The sequence below is a fragment of the Tenacibaculum aquaeponti genome (assembly GCF_057221555.1).
Window position 1 is genome coordinate 2,799,164 of record NZ_CM170147.1, and the last position, 17,635, is coordinate 2,816,798.

Below are 17,635 nucleotides of genomic sequence, written 5' to 3' on the forward strand. Positions count from 1 at the left end.
CTGCAAAGATAACTAATAAACTGTTTCCTACTTTTTAATTCTAATGAGTTTTGTGTTAAAAACTAAAATTCGTAGTACAAATAATAGCATCGTTAGTAACAAAGGGCATAGGGATCATTTCTTCCGATCTTGGTTTTAAGTTAAATTTTTTATGCTCAAGAAGATCATTAGAAATTTCATTAATTGTAAAGTTTGGTTTTTGATCTTTACTAAAGGAAATTTCAATAGTTAAATTTTTGTCGATATTTGCCATATGAAAAATTAGTAAAGTTTCATTTTTTAATTCTTTTGTACTATTTATTATAACACCAGTATTTGCTTTTAAAAAATTTATAGATAGATTTTTATTATTAAAAATCTCATATTTACTAACTTTTCTGTTAGGAGTTAATTTAAACTTTACATTACGATTATTACCAATTATTGTATCTAAAAGTATATCTATTTTAGAAGTTTCTATAGCTTTAAATTCAGCTTTCTTGTGGTAATTAAATTTAGTGTTGTACTTGCTCTTAGTCTCTGCATTAGGTATCCCGCCTTCAATATAATCAGAATTAAAAATTTGTTTTGTATAGTTATCCAAAGTTTTATTATATGTTCCCCAAAACGCAGTTTTGTTTTTTGAATTTTGAACATAAACTAAACTATTAGGTCTTTTTTTCTCTGTAGAAAATCCATTATTAAAAGTAGCAAGCACAAAAAATAAAATAGATAAAAAACCTACTAAATATTGCCATAAATTTTTTCTTTTATGTTCTTGAAAAGCAGGAACTATTAATCCAACAACTAATACAGAAAAAATTGAAACTATAAATAAATTTTTTAGCCCTAATCCAACAGGAAACATTTTTATTAAAGGACTAAAAATATAAATAGTTGGTATAGATAAAATTGCAAATAATGTTGATTTGGGAGCTCTTTTTTTTCTGAAAATTAAAATAGTTAATCCTAATAATGCCATATAAACAGGAATAATCATAAAAGCAGCTCCTTGTAAATATGTATAAATTAAAATATTAATAATTATCCAGATAAAGATAGGAGCAACTAAAGAATCGAGAGGGTTATTGTTTTTAAATAAATTATAAACCTTAAAAACAATCCATAATGTTAAGAATGTAAAAGCGGCAATGTATTGATAACCATTATAAGTAAAGCCATGTAAAATATCTTGGTAATGAGGATGTACGAAGACCAATAATTTCCATAACCCTATTGATATAGCTACAGAAGAAGTAAAAGAAATTAAAAAAGGTAAAAAACCTGTGGCAATTCCTTTTATTGTTAATCTTTTTTTTCGAATTCCTACCGTAATAATCACTACAAAAAGAACTACAGCTATAACTAACATAGTCAGAATCCAGCTAAAAGGATAAATTAATAAACCAATAAAGGGAAAGTTCACATAAACAAAATCCTCATCACTATAAAAATCAGATAAATCAGCATTAGAAAAATAATTTAATCCGCTCATTAAATATTCTTTCTGATGTACTAGAGAGGCTCTGTCTAATCGATCAAAATTGTCTTGTACTGTATGGTAATCATAATGATCGCCAATAAAAGCAAAATTAAACCCATTAATGTTTCCATCTTCTCTAAAAACGGTTAAATCGGTATCATTAGGGAGCATTTTATAAACACTATACATTAATGAATTTGCAGCAGGATATTTAGGATTAGCTTTTAAAAAGCCTTTTAAGAGTTTACTGTTTTTACCATTAGTTTCCATTAGCATATAGCTTGGACCACCACTTCCTCTAGCCTCAAAATTCAAAACTAAACCAATATTTTTAGCTAATGGATGATGATTTACGAAAGCCTTAGCTCCTAATAAACCTAATTCTTCAGCATCAGAAAAAACAATTATAATGTCATTTTTAGGTTTCTGATTACTTTCTAAAAAAGTTCGAATTCCTTCAAGAATAGTTACAACTCCAGAACCAGCATCTGCTGCACCAATTGAAGAATGTGGATTACTATCATAATGACTTAATAAAACAAGTGATTTTCCATTAGAAGTTCCTTCAATTTTTGCAATAATATTTTCAACAGTTGTGCCCGAGGTCCATTTATCATTAAAGACTGTTTTTGTTTGAATTTCTGTATGTAAATCTAATTTTTTTAATTCTTTAACTAAATAATTTTGTACTTCTTTATGTGCTTTTCTGCCAACATTATGAGGTTTTTGAGAAATTACTTTCAGGTGTTTTAAAGCATTATTTATCGAAAATTCTTTTGAAGTATTTTCTTTTTTATTTTTAGAATAACTAGGAATCATATCCGAGAAACTCCAATAAACAGTAGTAATAATAATAAATAATGATAATAATTTGGTAGAGGTTTTCATGGCTAAATTTTACGATTCTAAAAATAGAAAATTTAATAGAATAATTGTGTTTTTATAATTAACTGAAAATCACTATATTTAAGGTTCTATAAATCAATCAATTATGGCGATAAAGAGTTTTCAAGGTAAAAGAACTGCAGTACTAAAGAAAGAAACGGAACCAATTTTAGTTTCTGATTATATGACGAAAAACTTAATAACATTTTCTAAAAGTCAATCTTTAGAAGATGTTATTGCGACATTAGTTGCTAATAGAATTTCTGGAGGTCCAGTTGTTAATGAGTTTAATGAATTAATAGGGATAATTTCTGAAGGAGATTGTATAAAGCATATTGCTGAAAGTAGATATTATAATTTACCTGTAGATAAAGATAATACTGTTGAAAAAGCAATGGCTACGGAAGTAGAAACTATAGATGGTAATATGAATATTTTCGACGCAGCTAATCAGTTTTTACACTCTAAAAGAAGACGATTTCCAATTTTAGAAAAAGGGAAATTAGTAGGACAAATAAGTCAAAAAGATATATTAAAGGCGGCCTTAAAAATGAAAGGTAACTCTTGGAAATAATATTACTTTCTTTTATTTATTCGCTCTTTAGGTAAATCGGTAATCAGCAATTGTTGATTATCGTTACTTTCTAGTGTTGCAATTTTAGAGTACATGTAACCTTCAATAGGTTCATTTAAAGTTTTCCATTTACCAATTCCAGCAACCGTTATTTCTTCACCAATTTCTACAATAGCTTCGCTATAACGTAAAGATTTATTAAAGCCTAAAAAAGCTTTACTTTTAATGTTATATCTATCTAATAGTTTTTGAAATTCTGGTGATGCACCATTAAAAGTATTAGTAGAATGTTTTTTGTCTACAACCAAATGAGCTTTAAAATTCTTTAAATCCTGTGAAGGTTGAACCATTACGAATTCACCATTTTTGTTTAAAAAGAAAGGTTCAATTTTTTCTTCTTTGGCTACAGTAACCCAAGTAGGAGTATTTCCATTATGTTTTTTCTGTTCTATTTTAATTCTATAAAATACACACTTACGTTTGCTAAAAGGAGCGATTAAAGGCTCGTTCACATGCAAAGCTTTACCAGTAATTTTAGTAAGCTGATTTGTTTTTAAATTGTTTACAGAGGAACTTGGTATTTCTTTTAATTTTCTAATTAAAACTTCTTTGTTACTGTAATGGTTAACTAAAAATATGATTAGAATGATTAAAGGAATTACAATAAAAAGAATATGCATAATATCAATTTTTTAACTATAAGTAGCACTAACTATCAAAATGTTACATGTTTTTTATAACTTAGTGATAATTAAGTTGCTTGCTAATAATCTTCGATGACTATGAAAAATTATATCATTCTTTTATGTTTTATATTTAATGTTTTTTGCATTAGTTCTCAATATAAGAGACAACATCAAGAACTTGAATCTCTGTATATTCAAACTAATAAAGACATTTATACTTCAGGAGAAGAAATAAAGTTTAAGGTAACTGTTTTAAATACTAAAACATTAAAGCCTTCTTACACAAGTAAAATCTTGTATTTACAAATTCTAAATATTAATAAAAAAGTTGAGTTTAGTCATAAGTTTCCTATTGATAGAGGAGTTTGTAAAGGAGTGTATAAATTAAAAGATAATTTTAAGAATGGTTTATATTTTTTGAATGTTATGACTGTACATTCCATAAATAAAAACTTGAATATACGTGCTCAAAAACCTTTTCATATAGAACAAAACTTTTACAAAAGATTACATATAGCTTACGATTTAGTGAGTGATAGTGTTTCTAATCAGTTACTTGCAAATTTTAAAGTATATGATAGAAAATATAAACCTTACAAGAAGTTAAAAACACAATTAGTTTACAAAACAAAATCAGGGAAAAATAAGAAACAAAGAATAAAAACAAATGATAAAGGAATTGCGGTTTTTAAGTTGAAAGATGTTGCTGATATTGATTTTAGTAGATTGGTATTTACAGTTTTTGATGATTCTGGGAAAAAGAGAAGAGATTATAAGTTTACCATCTCCAAATTTTAATAATAAATTCAATGTTCAGTTTTTTCCTGAAGGTGGACAATTATTTTCTGGAATAGAACAAAAAGTAGGTATAAAGATAATTAACGAATGGAATTAACCTGTAAAGAGTAAAGTGTTTTTATATGAAGAAGAAAAGAAACTTCAAGAACTAGATTTACAGGAGAAAGGAATCGCTGCATTCACTTATAATTTTAAAAGAGATAAAAAGTACTTTATAAAATCAAGAGTCAGCAATAAAGAATATAGTATTCCCTTTCCTGAGTTTACAAATGCTGGAGTGTATTTAAAGGTTACAGAAAAAGGCAAAACTTTAAAAGTTGATTTGTTTCCAATTAATTTGAGAAATGACAAAAGTTTTAAAGTAAAAGCGTATAATAATGGAGAAGAAATTCATGAAGAGATAATTACTTCATTACAAAATCTTGTAAGTTTTCCAATCCATGTACAAGATCTTTCATCTGGTGTTGTATTTGTTGAGTTGTTAGGTGTTAATAATAATGTTTTAGCTTCCAGAGATGTGTTTGTTAATCAACATAAAAAACTTTACGTTAAACCGCTAAAAACAATTAGAAGAAGGTATAAACCAAAAGAAAAAATCAAACTTAGATTTAAAGTCTCAGATCATCTTGAAAAAAATAAAAGAGCTGTTGCTACTATAAGAATTTCTAATGATAAAAGTGTTTTATTTGAGAACGGCATGGATCTATGTTCTTACTATCAATTGATAAAAAATTCGAATGAAAGAATTGTGTCATCAGGAAAATATTTTACACAAAAAAGACCTTGGGTTTTAGATGATTTAATGCTAACTAAAACCTATATTAGAAATGATTCTAATTATAAAAAGCATACGAAATCCTATCAAGAAAGTATTTTTGGAAAATTATACGGAAGAGGTTTAGCAAACAATTTAATTGCAGAAAGAAATAAAAGAATTCCTGTTATAGCTGGAGTAAATAATAACTCTATAATTGTAGACTCTCTGGGGAATTTTAAAATATCTCCATCAAAATTAGAACAAATAAACAGTGAATATTTTACAGTAGCTTACGGTAATAGTGATTCTCATTTATTTACGAAAAGTGATTTTCTTGTAGAATCTGAAGAGTTTCTAAAAAAGGACTTTATTAATATATCTAATAACATTTCTTTTTTAAGCAGAAAGAAAATTTCTAAAAAGTATTCTGAAGATTTTAGTTTCGATTACTCAAATTCACTGGATGAAGTTGTTGTGACAAAAAAAGTGAAAAATGTAGAAGCATTTGGAGTTAAAAAACTGCACGAAGGATCTTTTTTCGATTATGTTTGTTACGAGTATGATATTCTAAATTGTGTAAATCATAGACAAGGATATAAACCTGTAGAAGGAGGTGTTTATTTAATAAACGGAGGAGAAAAAATTGTTTACAAAGCACCAAAATCTAAAAGTAAAACAAAAGAAAAAGTAGAGAGTAATATATTAAAGCTAAAAGGTTTTTATAATTATAATAAAAAACAAAAAGTTGAAGGTTTTCAAGATTTACGAACGAATTTATATTGGAATCCGTATTTGTTGAATAACCAAAAAGGAGAGTTTGAGATTGAATTTACAACGAGTGAAGTAAGAGGGATTTACCAAGCAAGTATAGAGGTTAATAGTCAGGATGGATTGTTAGGAACCTATTTTTTTACATTCGAAGTAAAATAACTAATCATCTAGTTTAACTAATAAATACAATTCATTCTCTAACTCTAAATAAGCTTGATTGTAAACGTAATAATATGTATTACCAGTTTTGGTTTGATATAGCGAAGTAAACAGTTTAAAATCGAACCCTTTATCATACAATTTTGTACGAGATACTTTAGTTTTTCCTTTCGTGTTTAATTCAGAAAGTATTTTGTAATTTTTCTTAAGTCTGTTATTTATATTTCTAATTAAGTTTTTGGTATCCTTATCTACTTTATTATTATAAGAATTTCTACAATAATCAGAACAAAACTTTTGATCGGCTCTTCCTCTTAAAGGCTCAGAACATTCTAAACATTTTCTTGCTTCCATAAGTTTCAAAGATACAAATATATTCGAATGTAATCGACTACAAACGTTTACAATCGAAAGTAAATGTTTTGCAACCGAGTCTACCTTTAAATAGGTTGCATCTTTGCAGTGTCAGTTCACTAGAACGGCAAATTAGTCTTAACTGTTTAAAACAATAAATTAATAGAATGAACGCACTTAAAAATCGAGTACAGTTAATTGGTCACTTAGGAAACAAACCAGAAATCATTTATTTAGATTCTGGAAAAAAGCTAGCAAAATTTTCTATTGCTACCAACGAAACGTACAAAAATTCAGAAGGTCAGAAAGTAACAGACACGCAGTGGCATAATATAGTTGCTTGGAACAAAACTGCTGAGATTATCGAAAACTATTTAGATAAAGGAAGCGAAATAATGATTGAAGGAAAATTAACCTCTAGAAGTTATGAAACTAACCAAGGAGAGAAACGCTATGTAACTGAAGTTGTTTGTAACGAACTATTAATGTTAGGAAACAAGTAAGAGGGGAAATTTGCTATAAACGTATTGAATTGAAAAAGAAAAAAGTAAGAGTGTTCATATATATGAACACTCTTTTTTTAAATTTGTCGTACAAAAAATAAATTAAATCATGCTATGATTTTAGCTTTTGATACATTTTATTACGAGAGTAAAGCAAAGACAGTTTGTGTTAGTTTTAATAAGATAACAGACGAAACTTCTATAGCTATCACAGATGAAATTATTGATGGAGTATCAGAGTATGTTCCAGGAGAGTTTTATAAGAGAGAAATGCCATGTATTTTGAGTCTTTTAAAACAATTTGATCTTGAGGGAATAACATTGATTATTGTTGATGGATATGCAATTCTTAATAACGAAGGAAAATTAGGTTTAGGAGGTTATTTGTATGAAGCATTAGAGAAAAAAATTCCCATCATTGGAGTTGCAAAATCTCAATTTAATACTGAAAATAAGTATGCTAGAGAATTATTTAGAGGAGAAAGTAAAAAACCATTATATGTTTCTGCAATAGGTTTAAATTTAAATGAGGCTTATAATGCTATTAAAGATATGCATGGTAATTTTCGTATGCCAACATTGTTAAAAGTTTTAGATACTAAGACGAGGGAAAACACGAAATGAAAATAGATACAGAAACGCATCCAAAATGTAGATTAGAAGAAAAGATTTTTTTGGAGGAAGAATCTTACCTATCTGTTGAACCAATATTTGATTTTGATATATAACAAGAATTAACAGATATTGGATTTTCCGTTGAACTATTTAATAAGAAGATTTTATTTATAAAATCCAGGCTTTAATATTTTATCCATTAATTATTTTCTAGAATTTTAATCAATTTAAATGATTTCAATAGATGAAATAATCCAGGTATAATAATTAATCCACCAACGATTAAAGAAATCCCGAGTACTCGAATTACAGAGTCAGGTGCAACATCTTCAAGAAGACTCATGCTATCGTTTTCAATTAAGAGTAAATGTGGGAAATGAGGAATTAAAGCCACAGCAATAATCAGTATTACTTGGAATCCTGCATAAACTCTACTGTTAATTCTATTTCCTTTTTTTACTGAAAACCATAAAGGAATTAATCCTAAAGCAGAAAGAAGAATCATTCCTACACTAATAGGGTTTTTAATAATTCCATTTACAAAATAAGTATCAGTAACATATCCGTAAGCAATTGTAATGAAACCAAGTAAAACTACAACAATTGTAGCAATTTTAGCTTTTCTAACATATACAGGATATCCTTCTTGATCAGCTTCACCAATTAATAATACAGCAGATAAAAAAGCACACAAACTAGCAAAAAATAGCCCGACTAAGAACGAAAAGATATTAAGCCAAGGTGTAATATAAGCTTCAGCAAATGTTGGTAGAACTTCTCCAGTAGGAAGTACAATTTTACTAGAAATCATTCCTCCAAAAATCATCCCAAGGAAAATAGGCGTAACTAAACTAGAAACACGAAATAGCCAATTGTAAATACGTTGAGATTTATCTACATAAGCATCATAATGTCTAAAAATAAAAGCAACACCGCGTAAAGTAATCCCAATTAACATTAAAGTAATAGGTATGTGTAAAGAAGTAACCATAACTTTATAATATTGAGGAAAAGCAACCCAAAGAATTACAATTAAAATGATAATCCAAATATGATTTGCTTCCCAAACCGGTCCCATTACTCTATAAATTGTCTTTTTAGTGATTTTCTGATTATCTTCAGAAGAAAATAGTTCAATAATTCCAGCACCAAAGTCGGCGCCACCCAACAAAACATACAATAAAAGAGAAAAGGCTAAAAAGAATAAAACAACAGCTATCATACACTTAATTTAGGTGAGTTATTTAACGATTTAATTTGCCTGTTTAACAACCAAGCTACGGTTACAGTTAAAATAGAATACAAGAAAACATACAAATAAAAACTATACTGAATTCCAGGCATAGGAGTTACAGCATCTTTAGTTCTCATAATTTTGTGAATAATCCAAGGTTGTCTTCCAACTTCAGTAACAATCCAACCAGCTTCTAAAGCAATGAATCCAGCAGGAGCTAAAAAAGCAAATAATTTCCAGAACAGTTTTTTATCTAACCACTGTTTTTTCTTGCTGTTTACAAAGAAAAAGAAAACTCCAGCCATGAGTAAAAGTCCGCCTAAACCAACCATAATTTGAAATGCATAATGTACAATAGCTACATTCGGAATTTCATCTTCAGGAAAGTCGTTTAAACCTTTTACTTCAGCATCAAAATCACCAAAAGCTAAAAAAGACAAAGCTTTCGGAATTTCAATTTTATATTTTACTTCTTTTTTCTCCTGATCTACAATCCCACCGATATATAAAGGAACTCCTTTAGAAGTTTCGTAATGCGCTTCCATAGCAGCTAATTTTACAGGTTGGCGTTGCGCAACGTCTTTTGCAGAAATATCTCCGCTAATCGGTTGTAAAATTGCAGCAATTGCACCAAATGTAATGGCTATTTTAAAAGCTTTTTTATGAATTTCAGTTTGTTTGTTTTTTAAAATCTGAAAAGCATGAATACCAGCAACTGCAAATCCAGTTGCAGTAAAAGCAGCTAAAACCATATGTAAAGCTTGTGTGAACCATGCTGGATTAAGTAATGCCTTTACAGGATCAATATTTAAGAATTGTCCATCAACATAATCAAAACCAGATGGAGCGTTCATCCAGCCATTAGCAGAAACTACTAAAATTCCAGATGCAACACCTGCAATTCCAACAATAACTCCTGTAAACCAATGAAATTTTGGAGAGATTTTATCCCATCCATATAAATAAAAACCAAGAGCAATTGCTTCAACAAAAAAAGCCGCTCCTTCAAGAGAAAAGGGCATGCCGATTATTGGTCCGGCATGTTCCATAAATTCGGGCCATAAAAGTCCTAGTTCAAAGGAAAGTGCAGTACCCGAAACTGCACCAGTTACAAAGAAAATGGCAACACCTTTTTGCCATACTTTAGTTAATTTTAAATATACTGGATTTCCTGTATTCAACCACTTTTTGTGAGAGACAATCATAAAAAAAGGCATAACCATTCCGATACAGGCAAAAACAATATGAAAAATTAGCGTGAATGCCATTTGAAGTCTTGCTGCATCTATATTTTCCATAACGAAATGTTTAAAAGATAAGTCTCGTAAATTTACGAAATTCTCCTGTTTTTCGTTAGTATTTTAGTGCTGAAAGACCTTAAAAAATTAGCGTATTGCTACTGAGTTTTTTATAGCTTCTGTTTGGAAATTATTTCCATTCCAAGTAAGTGTTTTTTGAAGTGTAGATGTAGTTGAATTATTTTCAGGATTGTAAATAGATTCAGCCATTATAATCTTATTTTTTTGTCCATTTTTCTGATTAGGGAAAATATATTCTATCCAAGGTTCTGGTCCATCACAATGAGAATTTTCTAGTTGAGGTAGTTTTATAACATTTCCATTTGTTGTGATACACAAATAATGAGAAATTAAAGTGGAACAACATGCAGTATGAGAAGTAGTAATGCGAACAACTTGTTTTATATTATTAAAGTTATTGGTATTTAAAACATGAACTGAAGTTTCATCGTAAGACATTAAGTTTACAGATAATTCTAAGATGGTATTATTGTCTTTATCTTTTAAAAAGATTGGTAAGTTTTGATTTTCATGAGGAAATTTATCCCAATATTCTCTTCGAGTTGTTGAATCAATTTCAGTGATGTAAAAATCATCAGTTTTTTCAAATTGTTGACTAAAAGTATTTAGTCCTAAAAATAAAGCTAATACAATTACTAAATTTTTCATTTTATTATTTTTTAGTAAAAGTATTAGCCTTTAGTTTATTGTGAAATCAGTATTGAGTAATCCTGATCTTTTAATGAGTTAACATGATCACGTAGTTATTTTATTAGTTTTAATTGAATACGTTTTCTTTTAATATCTATTTCTAAAACTTGCACTTGTACTTGCTGTTGTAAGCTTACTATTTTGTTAATATCGTCAACGAAAGTATCAGATAAATTAGAAATATGAATTAGTCCGCTTTCTTTAATTCCTACATCTACAAAACAGCCAAAATTGGTAATGTTATTTACGATTCCTGGTAAAACCATTCCTGTGCGTAAATCGTCAATAGTTTTTACATTATCATCAAAAGAAAATGCTTTTGCTTTTTCTCTAGGGTCTAAACCAGGTTTTTCTAATTCTTTTACAATATCTTTTAAAGTAGGTAAACCGAATTCAGCAGTAACATAATTATTCAATTTAATTTCTTTTAACTGTTTTACGTTACCAATAAGATCTTCAGTTTTTAGTTTTAAATCTTTAGCTATATTTTTAACTAAAGTATAGCTCTCTGGGTGAACACTAGAATCATCTAATGGATTATTTCCTTGTTTAATGCGTAAGAAACCAGCAGATTGCTCAAAAGCTTTTCCTCCTAAACGAGCTACTTTTTTAATATCATTTCTTGTTTTAAAAACACCATGTTGATTTCTATGATTTACTATATTTTCAGCAAGTTTAGGCCCAATTCCAGAAACGTAACTTAATAAAGAAGCACTAGCTGTATTTACATTTACACCAACTTTATTTACACAAAGTTGTACTACAGTATCTAATGATTTTTTCAATTGATTTTGATCAACATCATGTTGGTATTGACCAACACCAATTGATTTAGGATCAATTTTTACTAATTCTGCTAAAGGATCAGCTAATCTACGTCCAATAGAAACAGCTCCACGAACAGTTACATCTTCTTTAGGAAATTCATCTCTGGCAATTTTTGATGCAGAATAAATAGAAGCTCCAGCTTCATTCACAACAAATACTTCCAAAGCTTTAGCAGCTCCAATATTTTTAATAAAACGCTCAGTTTCTCTCGATGCAGTTCCGTTACCAATAGAAATTGCTTCGATATTATATTTCTTAATTAAGTGTTCAATTGTAAATGCAGCTTCTGTAATTTTATTTTGAGGAGCGTTCGGATAAATAGCTGTATTATGTAATAATTCACCTTGTTCATTTAAACAAACTACTTTACAACCTGTTCTAAAACCAGGGTCTAAAGCTAAAATTCGTTTCTCACCTAATGGAGCTCCGAGTAATAATTGTTCAAGATTTTTCTTAAATACTGTAATTGCAGATTCGTCTGCTTTTTCTTTAGCAATATTCATTGCTTCAGTAGTTAAAGAAGGTAGCAATAAACGTTTATAAGAATCGTCAATAGCTAATTGAATCTCAGCACCACATTCATTATTATTTTTAATTAATTTTCGATCTACTTTTTCAAGAACCCTATCATCATCAATTGTAATTTTAACTCGAATAAAACCTTCTTTTTCTGCACGTAAAATGGCTAGTAAACGGTGAGATGGAATTCTACTTAAATTCTCAGACCAATCGAAGTAATCTTTAAATTTTTGAGCATTTTCGTCATCTTTTTTCGTTTTTACAACTTTAGTTTCAATTGTTGAAAAGCGTTCTAATTCTTTGCGGATTAAATTACGGATGTCTGTTCGTTCATTAATCCATTCAGCAATAATATGTCTAGCACCTTCTAAAGCTTTATCTTCATTTTCAACCTTGTCATTTACATATTTAGAAGCTATATAATCTAAATCATCAGATTTCTGACTCATGATGATTTTCGCTAATGGTTCTAATCCATTATTTCTTGCCGTATCGGCCTTTGTTTTACGCTTTTTCTTATACGGTAAATATATATCTTCCAGAGTTGTTAAATCTTGTGTATTTTCAACTTTTGATTGTAATTCTGGAGTAAGTACTTCTTGTTCTTCTAAGGCTTTAAGAATCGCTTTTTTTCTTTTCTCTAACGTTTCAAAAGCTTCTTTTAAAGCAACAATTTCTCCGATTTCAACTTCATCTAAATTCCCAGTTCGTTCCTTACGATAACGAGCAATAAACGGAATAGTACAATCTTCATTCAACAATTCAACGGTATTTTGAATACTTTTTTCTGAATATGAAGTTTTTGAGGCTATATATGAAATTAGCTGCATTGACAGTATGTATTTTTAAAATGAATTTAGAGTTACAAAGAAACGAAAATGCTATTTGATTTAGAAAAATATCTCCTGTACTAATCTATATGTATTGGCATGTGCTTCTACGATGATTTTAATATCTTGAGAATATCCACCGCCCATGCTGCACATCACAGGGATTTTTTGATCAAAGCAAGTTTGTAAAACAAATCGATCTCGTTCTTTACAACCTTCTGGAGAAACACTTAGTTTACCTAGTTTATCACTTTCTAAAATATCTACACCACATTGATAAAAGATAAAATCAGGTTGTTGCTCTTTAATAAGTTTTGGAAGTGTGTTTTTTAGTAAAGAAAGATATTCTTCGTCTTTAGTCTCATTATCTAAAGGAATATCTAAATCAGATTGTTCTTTGTGAAAAGGGTAATTTGTTTTTCCGTGCATAGAAAAGGTAAAAACAGAAGTATCATTTTTAAATATTTCGGCAGTTCCATTACCTTGATGTACATCTAAATCTACAATAAGAATTTTGTTCGCTAATTTTTTCTTTTGAAGATAACGAGCAGCAATTGCTTGATCATTTAACATGCAGAAACCTTCACCACTATTAGTAAATGCATGATGTGTTCCTCCAGCAATATTCATGGCAACTCCATGTTCTAAAGCATATTCAGAGGCTTTCATTGTTCCGTCAGCAATAATCATTTCTCGTGCAATCAATTGTTCGCTTAATGGAAATCCGATTTTACGTTCTTCTTTTTTCGACAATGTAATATTTAATAGATCAAAAAAATATTCAGGAGTATGAACTGTAAAAAAATGTTTGTTATTTGGAATTTCAGGTTCAAAGAAATTGTCTTTTGTACAAGTTCCTTCATACAAAAGTTGTTGTGGAATCAGATCGTATTTCTCCATCGGAAAACGATGTTTATCTGGTAACGGATGATTATAAATTTCGTGATGTGCGATTTTAAGCATTTAGAAAGCTAAAAATTTATAAGTATTTGATGGTTGATGATAATAACTATAAATCATTTCTCCATTGAATTCAAAAATATGACTGTTTTCTTGTTTGCCATTTTCTTGAACATAAGTGTTTATAGTATCGTATACGTTTTTTTCTATAGGAATATCAACAAGATTTAACTCAGTATCTAGTATTGCTTTAAAATATGTAGATTTCTTATTTCTAAAAATGTTAAGAATATATGAATGTGGATCTAAAAATCCCCTGTAATTATTCACAGCATAAATAGATACATTATCTCCCATTTTTAAGCTCATCATAGGATTGTGTAAGGTAGCAGGTTTTTTTCCGCCAACAGTAATTATAAAATTATCTTTTTGCTTTGATACAGTTATTCCCATATCACTATAGTATATTTTTTTTAAAAAAACTTTAGTTTCTTTTGTGTTTACTTTTTTGTATTCTTTACCTTGAATTATAATAGGAGCATTTTTTAAAGGTAAAGGTTTGTTGTTGCCAAAAGTAAATTCTTGAAGTTTTTTATCGGTTTTCAAATCATAAATTGCAATCCCAAGGTTTTTTTTAGAACAAGCAGAAGTGAATAAAAAGTCATTAAAAAGGAAAGAATTTGAAGCTTTGTTTCTACCAGAAACTGTAAATAGAGGTTTTTCTATTTTTTTTAATGTGTAAGTTCCTTTTTTTAAATTTAGAGTAAGAATTTGACTATAGAATTTATTTTTATCAAAAACAATTTTGATTAGATCGTTTTCAGCATAAAGTTTAGTGTACTCTGCTGTGGTTTCTATAGAAATAGGTTGAATTTTATTCGTTTTTTTTGTCCCATATTCAAAAGATTGAATCTTAGTTATGGTATAATCGTTATATAACGAATTATACAAAAGTTTTGTGAGAGAGGTTTTTCTGTTTTTTCCAATAAGTAATCTTTCATTCTTTAATTTAAAAGATTGATTTTTTGCCTCTTTATCGTTGGTGTAAGTTCTAACAATTAATTCAGAACTACTTTTGTTTAAAAAAAGTAAATGGGATTTATTTTCCTGATTGAAATTTTGAAGTAATGTAAGGCCCTTTGTGTTAAATATATCTTTATTAAAAACTACAGTATCATTTTTAAAATCAAAATCAATGATACCAAATTCAGAAACATTGGTGTTAGAAACAATAAAGGAAAAATTATTATTAGTATTGTAAATTTTGCCCACAACGCCTCTGTATTTTGAACTCTTTTTGAATTTAAGTTCCTTTTTTACTTTGAATGTATTATCAGTTAAATATGCGTAAATATATTTTCTATCACTAATAAAAGTAGCAATATCATTAGTCGATTTATTTACAACAGAGAAAGAGCTTTTAACGGTTCTGTTTTTGGTTCTTAAGGAATGATTGAATTCGCCAATACTTTTTTGACTTGTTAAAGTAAAGCTTAAGAATATAAAATAAAGGGAAATAACAGCACTCTTCATATACACATCACTTAATAAGCTAATTTAAGCAATCTTTATGAAGGTTTCAATAGTAAAAAAATAAAAGAGCTACATTTAGCAGCTCTTTTATATGATTAACAAACTTGTCCTCCGTTTTTTACTTTTTGTTGAGGTTCTACAAAAGCTAAAGAACCATCTTCAGCATCTGTCATTAAAATCATTCCTTGACTTTCAACACCTCTAATTTTTCGCGGAGCTAAATTACAAAGTACAGTTACTTGTTGTCCGACAATATCTTCTGGTGAAAAGCTCTCTGCAATTCCAGAAACAATAGTACGAACATCAATTCCAACGTCTACTTTTAATTTTAGTAATTTTTTAGTTTTTGCTACTTTTTCAGCTTCTAAAATAGTACCAATACGAATATCCATTTTAGTAAAATCATCGAACTCAATAATATCTTTTTGAGGTTCTACAACTTTATTAGCAGCTTCATTTGCTTTTTTAGTAGCTTCTAATTTTTCTAATTGATTTTCAATAGTTTTGTCTTCAATCGGATTGAATAAAAGTGGAGCTTTTCCTTCTTTAATCTTATGTCCTTCTGGTAATAAAGCATCTTTTTCTGCGATATCATTCCAACCTAAATTTGGATCGGTTTTTAAAATACCTTTTAATTTTTCAGAAGTAAATGGTAAAAATGGCTCAGATAAAACAGATAAAGCCGTTGCGATTTGTAAAGCAACATACATAATTGTTTTTACTCGCTCTTCATCAGTTTTAACTAATTTCCATGGTTCTTCATCCGCTAGATATTTATTTCCTAAACGGGCAACATTCATAAACTCTTGAGAAGCTTCTCTAAATCTATAACGTTGAATTGATTTTTCTATAATATCAGGGAATTGTTGTAATTGCTCTAAAACTTCTTCATCTAATTCTGTGAACTCATTAGGTGCAGGAACAACTCCATCATAATATTTATTCGTAAGAACAGCCACACGGTTAATAAAGTTTCCGAATACAGCTACTAATTCATTATTGTTTTTCGCTTGAAAATCTTTCCAAGTAAAATCATTATCCTTGTTTTCAGGAGCATTTGCAGTTAATGTATAACGTAATACATCTTGCTGTCCAGGAAATTCTTCTAAATATTCGTGTAACCAAACAGCCCAGTTTTTAGAAGTAGATAATTTGTTTCCCTCTAAATTTAAAAACTCATTTGCAGGAACGTTTTCTGGTAAAATATAATCTCCATGCGCTTTTAACATCGATGGGAAAATAATACAGTGGAATACAATATTATCTTTTCCAATAAAGTGCACTAATTTTGTGTCTTCATTCTTCCAATAATCTTCCCAGTTTTTACCTTCTCTTGCAGCCCATTCTTTTGTAGAAGAAATGTATCCGATAGGCGCATCAAACCAAACGTATAAAACTTTTCCTTCAGCACCTTCAACTGGAACAGGAATTCCCCAATCTAAATCACGAGTTACAGCACGCGGACGTAATCCATCATCAATCCAAGATTTCACTTGTCCTAATACATTGGCTTTCCAGTCATTTTTATGGCCTTCTAAAATCCACTCACGTAAAAACGGTTCGTGTTTATCTAAAGGTAAAAACCAGTGTTTCGTTTGCTTTAACACAGGAACATTTCCAGTAATTGCAGATTTAGGGTTAATTAAATCTGTTGCATTATGACTTGTTCCGCATTTTTCACACTGATCACCATAGCTTTCTTCATTTCCACATTTCGGACAAGTACCAATTACGAAACGATCAGCTAAGAACTGATCAGCTTCAGCATCGTATAATTGTTCAGAAACTTCTTCGATAAATTCACCATCAGCATACATCTTTTTGAAAAAATCAGAAGCTGTTTCATGATGAATTTTATTTGAAGTTCTAGAATAGTTATCAAAAGAAATTCCGAAGTCTTCAAAAGATTGTTTAATAATTGCATGATACTTATCAATAATCTCCGTTGGGGTTACGCCTTCTTTTTTAGCACGCATTGGTATGGCCACACCGTGCTCATCTGAACCACAGATATAAGCAACATCGTTACCTTTTAAACGTAAAAATCGAGAATAAATATCAGCAGGCACGTATACACCAGCTAAATGTCCAATATGAATTGGTCCATTAGTATAAGGCAATGCAGCTGTAATTGTATATCTTTTAGAAGAACTCATTATATCACTTTTTTGAAGTCACAAAAGTACAAAACCCACTGCTATTTTGTTACATTTACGAA

15 protein-coding genes are annotated in these 17,635 nt (G+C 29.1%); 5 read left to right on the forward strand and 10 right to left on the reverse strand.

Annotated elements, in window-relative coordinates:
* Positions 1–55: 55 nt before the first annotated feature.
* On the reverse strand, positions 56–2,350 hold the full coding sequence (locus tag AC2TEO_RS12650) for a M20/M25/M40 family metallo-hydrolase (RefSeq protein ID WP_442265179.1): 2,295 nt from the start codon (positions 2,348–2,350) through the stop codon (positions 56–58).
* A 103-nt stretch (positions 2,351–2,453) separates the two neighbouring features.
* Between AC2TEO_RS12650 and AC2TEO_RS12655 the strand changes: the two genes are divergently transcribed.
* On the forward strand, positions 2,454–2,921 hold the full coding sequence (locus AC2TEO_RS12655) for a CBS domain-containing protein (RefSeq protein WP_442265180.1): 468 nt from the start codon (positions 2,454–2,456) through the stop codon (positions 2,919–2,921).
* A gap of 2 nt (positions 2,922–2,923) precedes the next feature.
* On the opposite strand, the gene AC2TEO_RS12660 is transcribed toward AC2TEO_RS12655, so the two are convergent.
* Positions 2,924–3,601, reverse strand: coding sequence for a hypothetical protein (locus tag AC2TEO_RS12660; RefSeq protein ID WP_442265181.1), 678 nt, complete (start codon positions 3,599–3,601; stop codon positions 2,924–2,926).
* 102 nt (positions 3,602–3,703) lie between these two features.
* On the opposite strand from AC2TEO_RS12660, the gene AC2TEO_RS12665 reads away from it, so the two are divergent.
* The gene (locus AC2TEO_RS12665) at positions 3,704–4,405 is read left to right on the forward strand and encodes a hypothetical protein (protein ID WP_442265182.1); all 702 of its coding nucleotides are present in this window, start codon (positions 3,704–3,706) and stop codon (positions 4,403–4,405) included.
* A gap of 112 nt (positions 4,406–4,517) precedes the next feature.
* On the forward strand, positions 4,518–6,092 hold the full coding sequence (locus AC2TEO_RS12670) for a hypothetical protein (RefSeq protein WP_442265183.1): 1,575 nt from the start codon (positions 4,518–4,520) through the stop codon (positions 6,090–6,092).
* On the opposite strand, the gene AC2TEO_RS12675 is transcribed toward AC2TEO_RS12670, so the two are convergent.
* The gene (locus AC2TEO_RS12675) at positions 6,093–6,446 is read right to left on the reverse strand and encodes a hypothetical protein (protein WP_299673169.1); all 354 of its coding nucleotides are present in this window, start codon (positions 6,444–6,446) and stop codon (positions 6,093–6,095) included. It lies immediately after the preceding gene.
* A gap of 167 nt (positions 6,447–6,613) precedes the next feature.
* On the opposite strand from AC2TEO_RS12675, the gene AC2TEO_RS12680 reads away from it, so the two are divergent.
* Positions 6,614–6,949, forward strand: a complete 336-nt coding sequence (locus AC2TEO_RS12680; protein WP_299673171.1) for a single-stranded DNA-binding protein — start codon at positions 6,614–6,616, stop codon at positions 6,947–6,949.
* 114 nt (positions 6,950–7,063) lie between these two features.
* Entirely contained in the window at positions 7,064–7,573 is a 510-nt protein-coding gene (locus tag AC2TEO_RS12685) for an endonuclease V (protein WP_442265184.1), read from the forward strand.
* A gap of 190 nt (positions 7,574–7,763) precedes the next feature.
* Here AC2TEO_RS12685 and AC2TEO_RS12690 read toward each other — a convergent pair whose 3' ends face one another.
* The 7 genes from AC2TEO_RS12690 to metG all read right to left on the reverse strand — a co-directional run bounded on the left by AC2TEO_RS12690 (position 7,764) and on the right by metG (position 17,573).
* Positions 7,764–8,786: a cytochrome d ubiquinol oxidase subunit II gene (locus AC2TEO_RS12690; RefSeq protein ID WP_442265185.1), complete on the reverse strand. Its 1,023-nt coding sequence runs from the start codon at positions 8,784–8,786 to the stop codon at positions 7,764–7,766.
* Positions 8,783–10,096 carry a cytochrome ubiquinol oxidase subunit I gene (locus tag AC2TEO_RS12695; protein WP_442265186.1) on the reverse strand — a complete coding sequence of 438 codons (1,314 nt, stop codon included), beginning with the start codon at positions 10,094–10,096 and terminating at the stop codon, positions 8,783–8,785. Before AC2TEO_RS12695 ends, AC2TEO_RS12690 begins: the two co-directional genes overlap by 4 nt.
* Before the next feature lie 87 nt (positions 10,097–10,183).
* Positions 10,184–10,765: a hypothetical protein gene (locus AC2TEO_RS12700; RefSeq protein ID WP_442265187.1), complete on the reverse strand. Its 582-nt coding sequence runs from the start codon at positions 10,763–10,765 to the stop codon at positions 10,184–10,186.
* A 95-nt stretch (positions 10,766–10,860) separates the two neighbouring features.
* The gene (locus AC2TEO_RS12705; RefSeq protein WP_442265188.1) at positions 10,861–12,984 is read right to left on the reverse strand and encodes a Tex family protein; all 2,124 of its coding nucleotides are present in this window, start codon (positions 12,982–12,984) and stop codon (positions 10,861–10,863) included.
* A gap of 60 nt (positions 12,985–13,044) precedes the next feature.
* Positions 13,045–13,947, reverse strand: a complete 903-nt coding sequence (locus AC2TEO_RS12710; RefSeq protein ID WP_442265189.1) for a histone deacetylase family protein — start codon at positions 13,945–13,947, stop codon at positions 13,045–13,047.
* A complete protein-coding gene (locus tag AC2TEO_RS12715; RefSeq protein ID WP_442265190.1) occupies positions 13,948–15,417 on the reverse strand; it encodes a hypothetical protein in 1,470 nt (489 codons plus the stop codon).
* 95 nt (positions 15,418–15,512) lie between these two features.
* Positions 15,513–17,573 (reverse strand): methionine--tRNA ligase, encoded by a 2,061-nt coding sequence (gene metG, locus AC2TEO_RS12720; RefSeq protein ID WP_442265191.1) that lies wholly within the window; start codon positions 17,571–17,573, stop codon positions 15,513–15,515.
* Between the last annotated feature and the right edge of the window lie 62 nt (positions 17,574–17,635).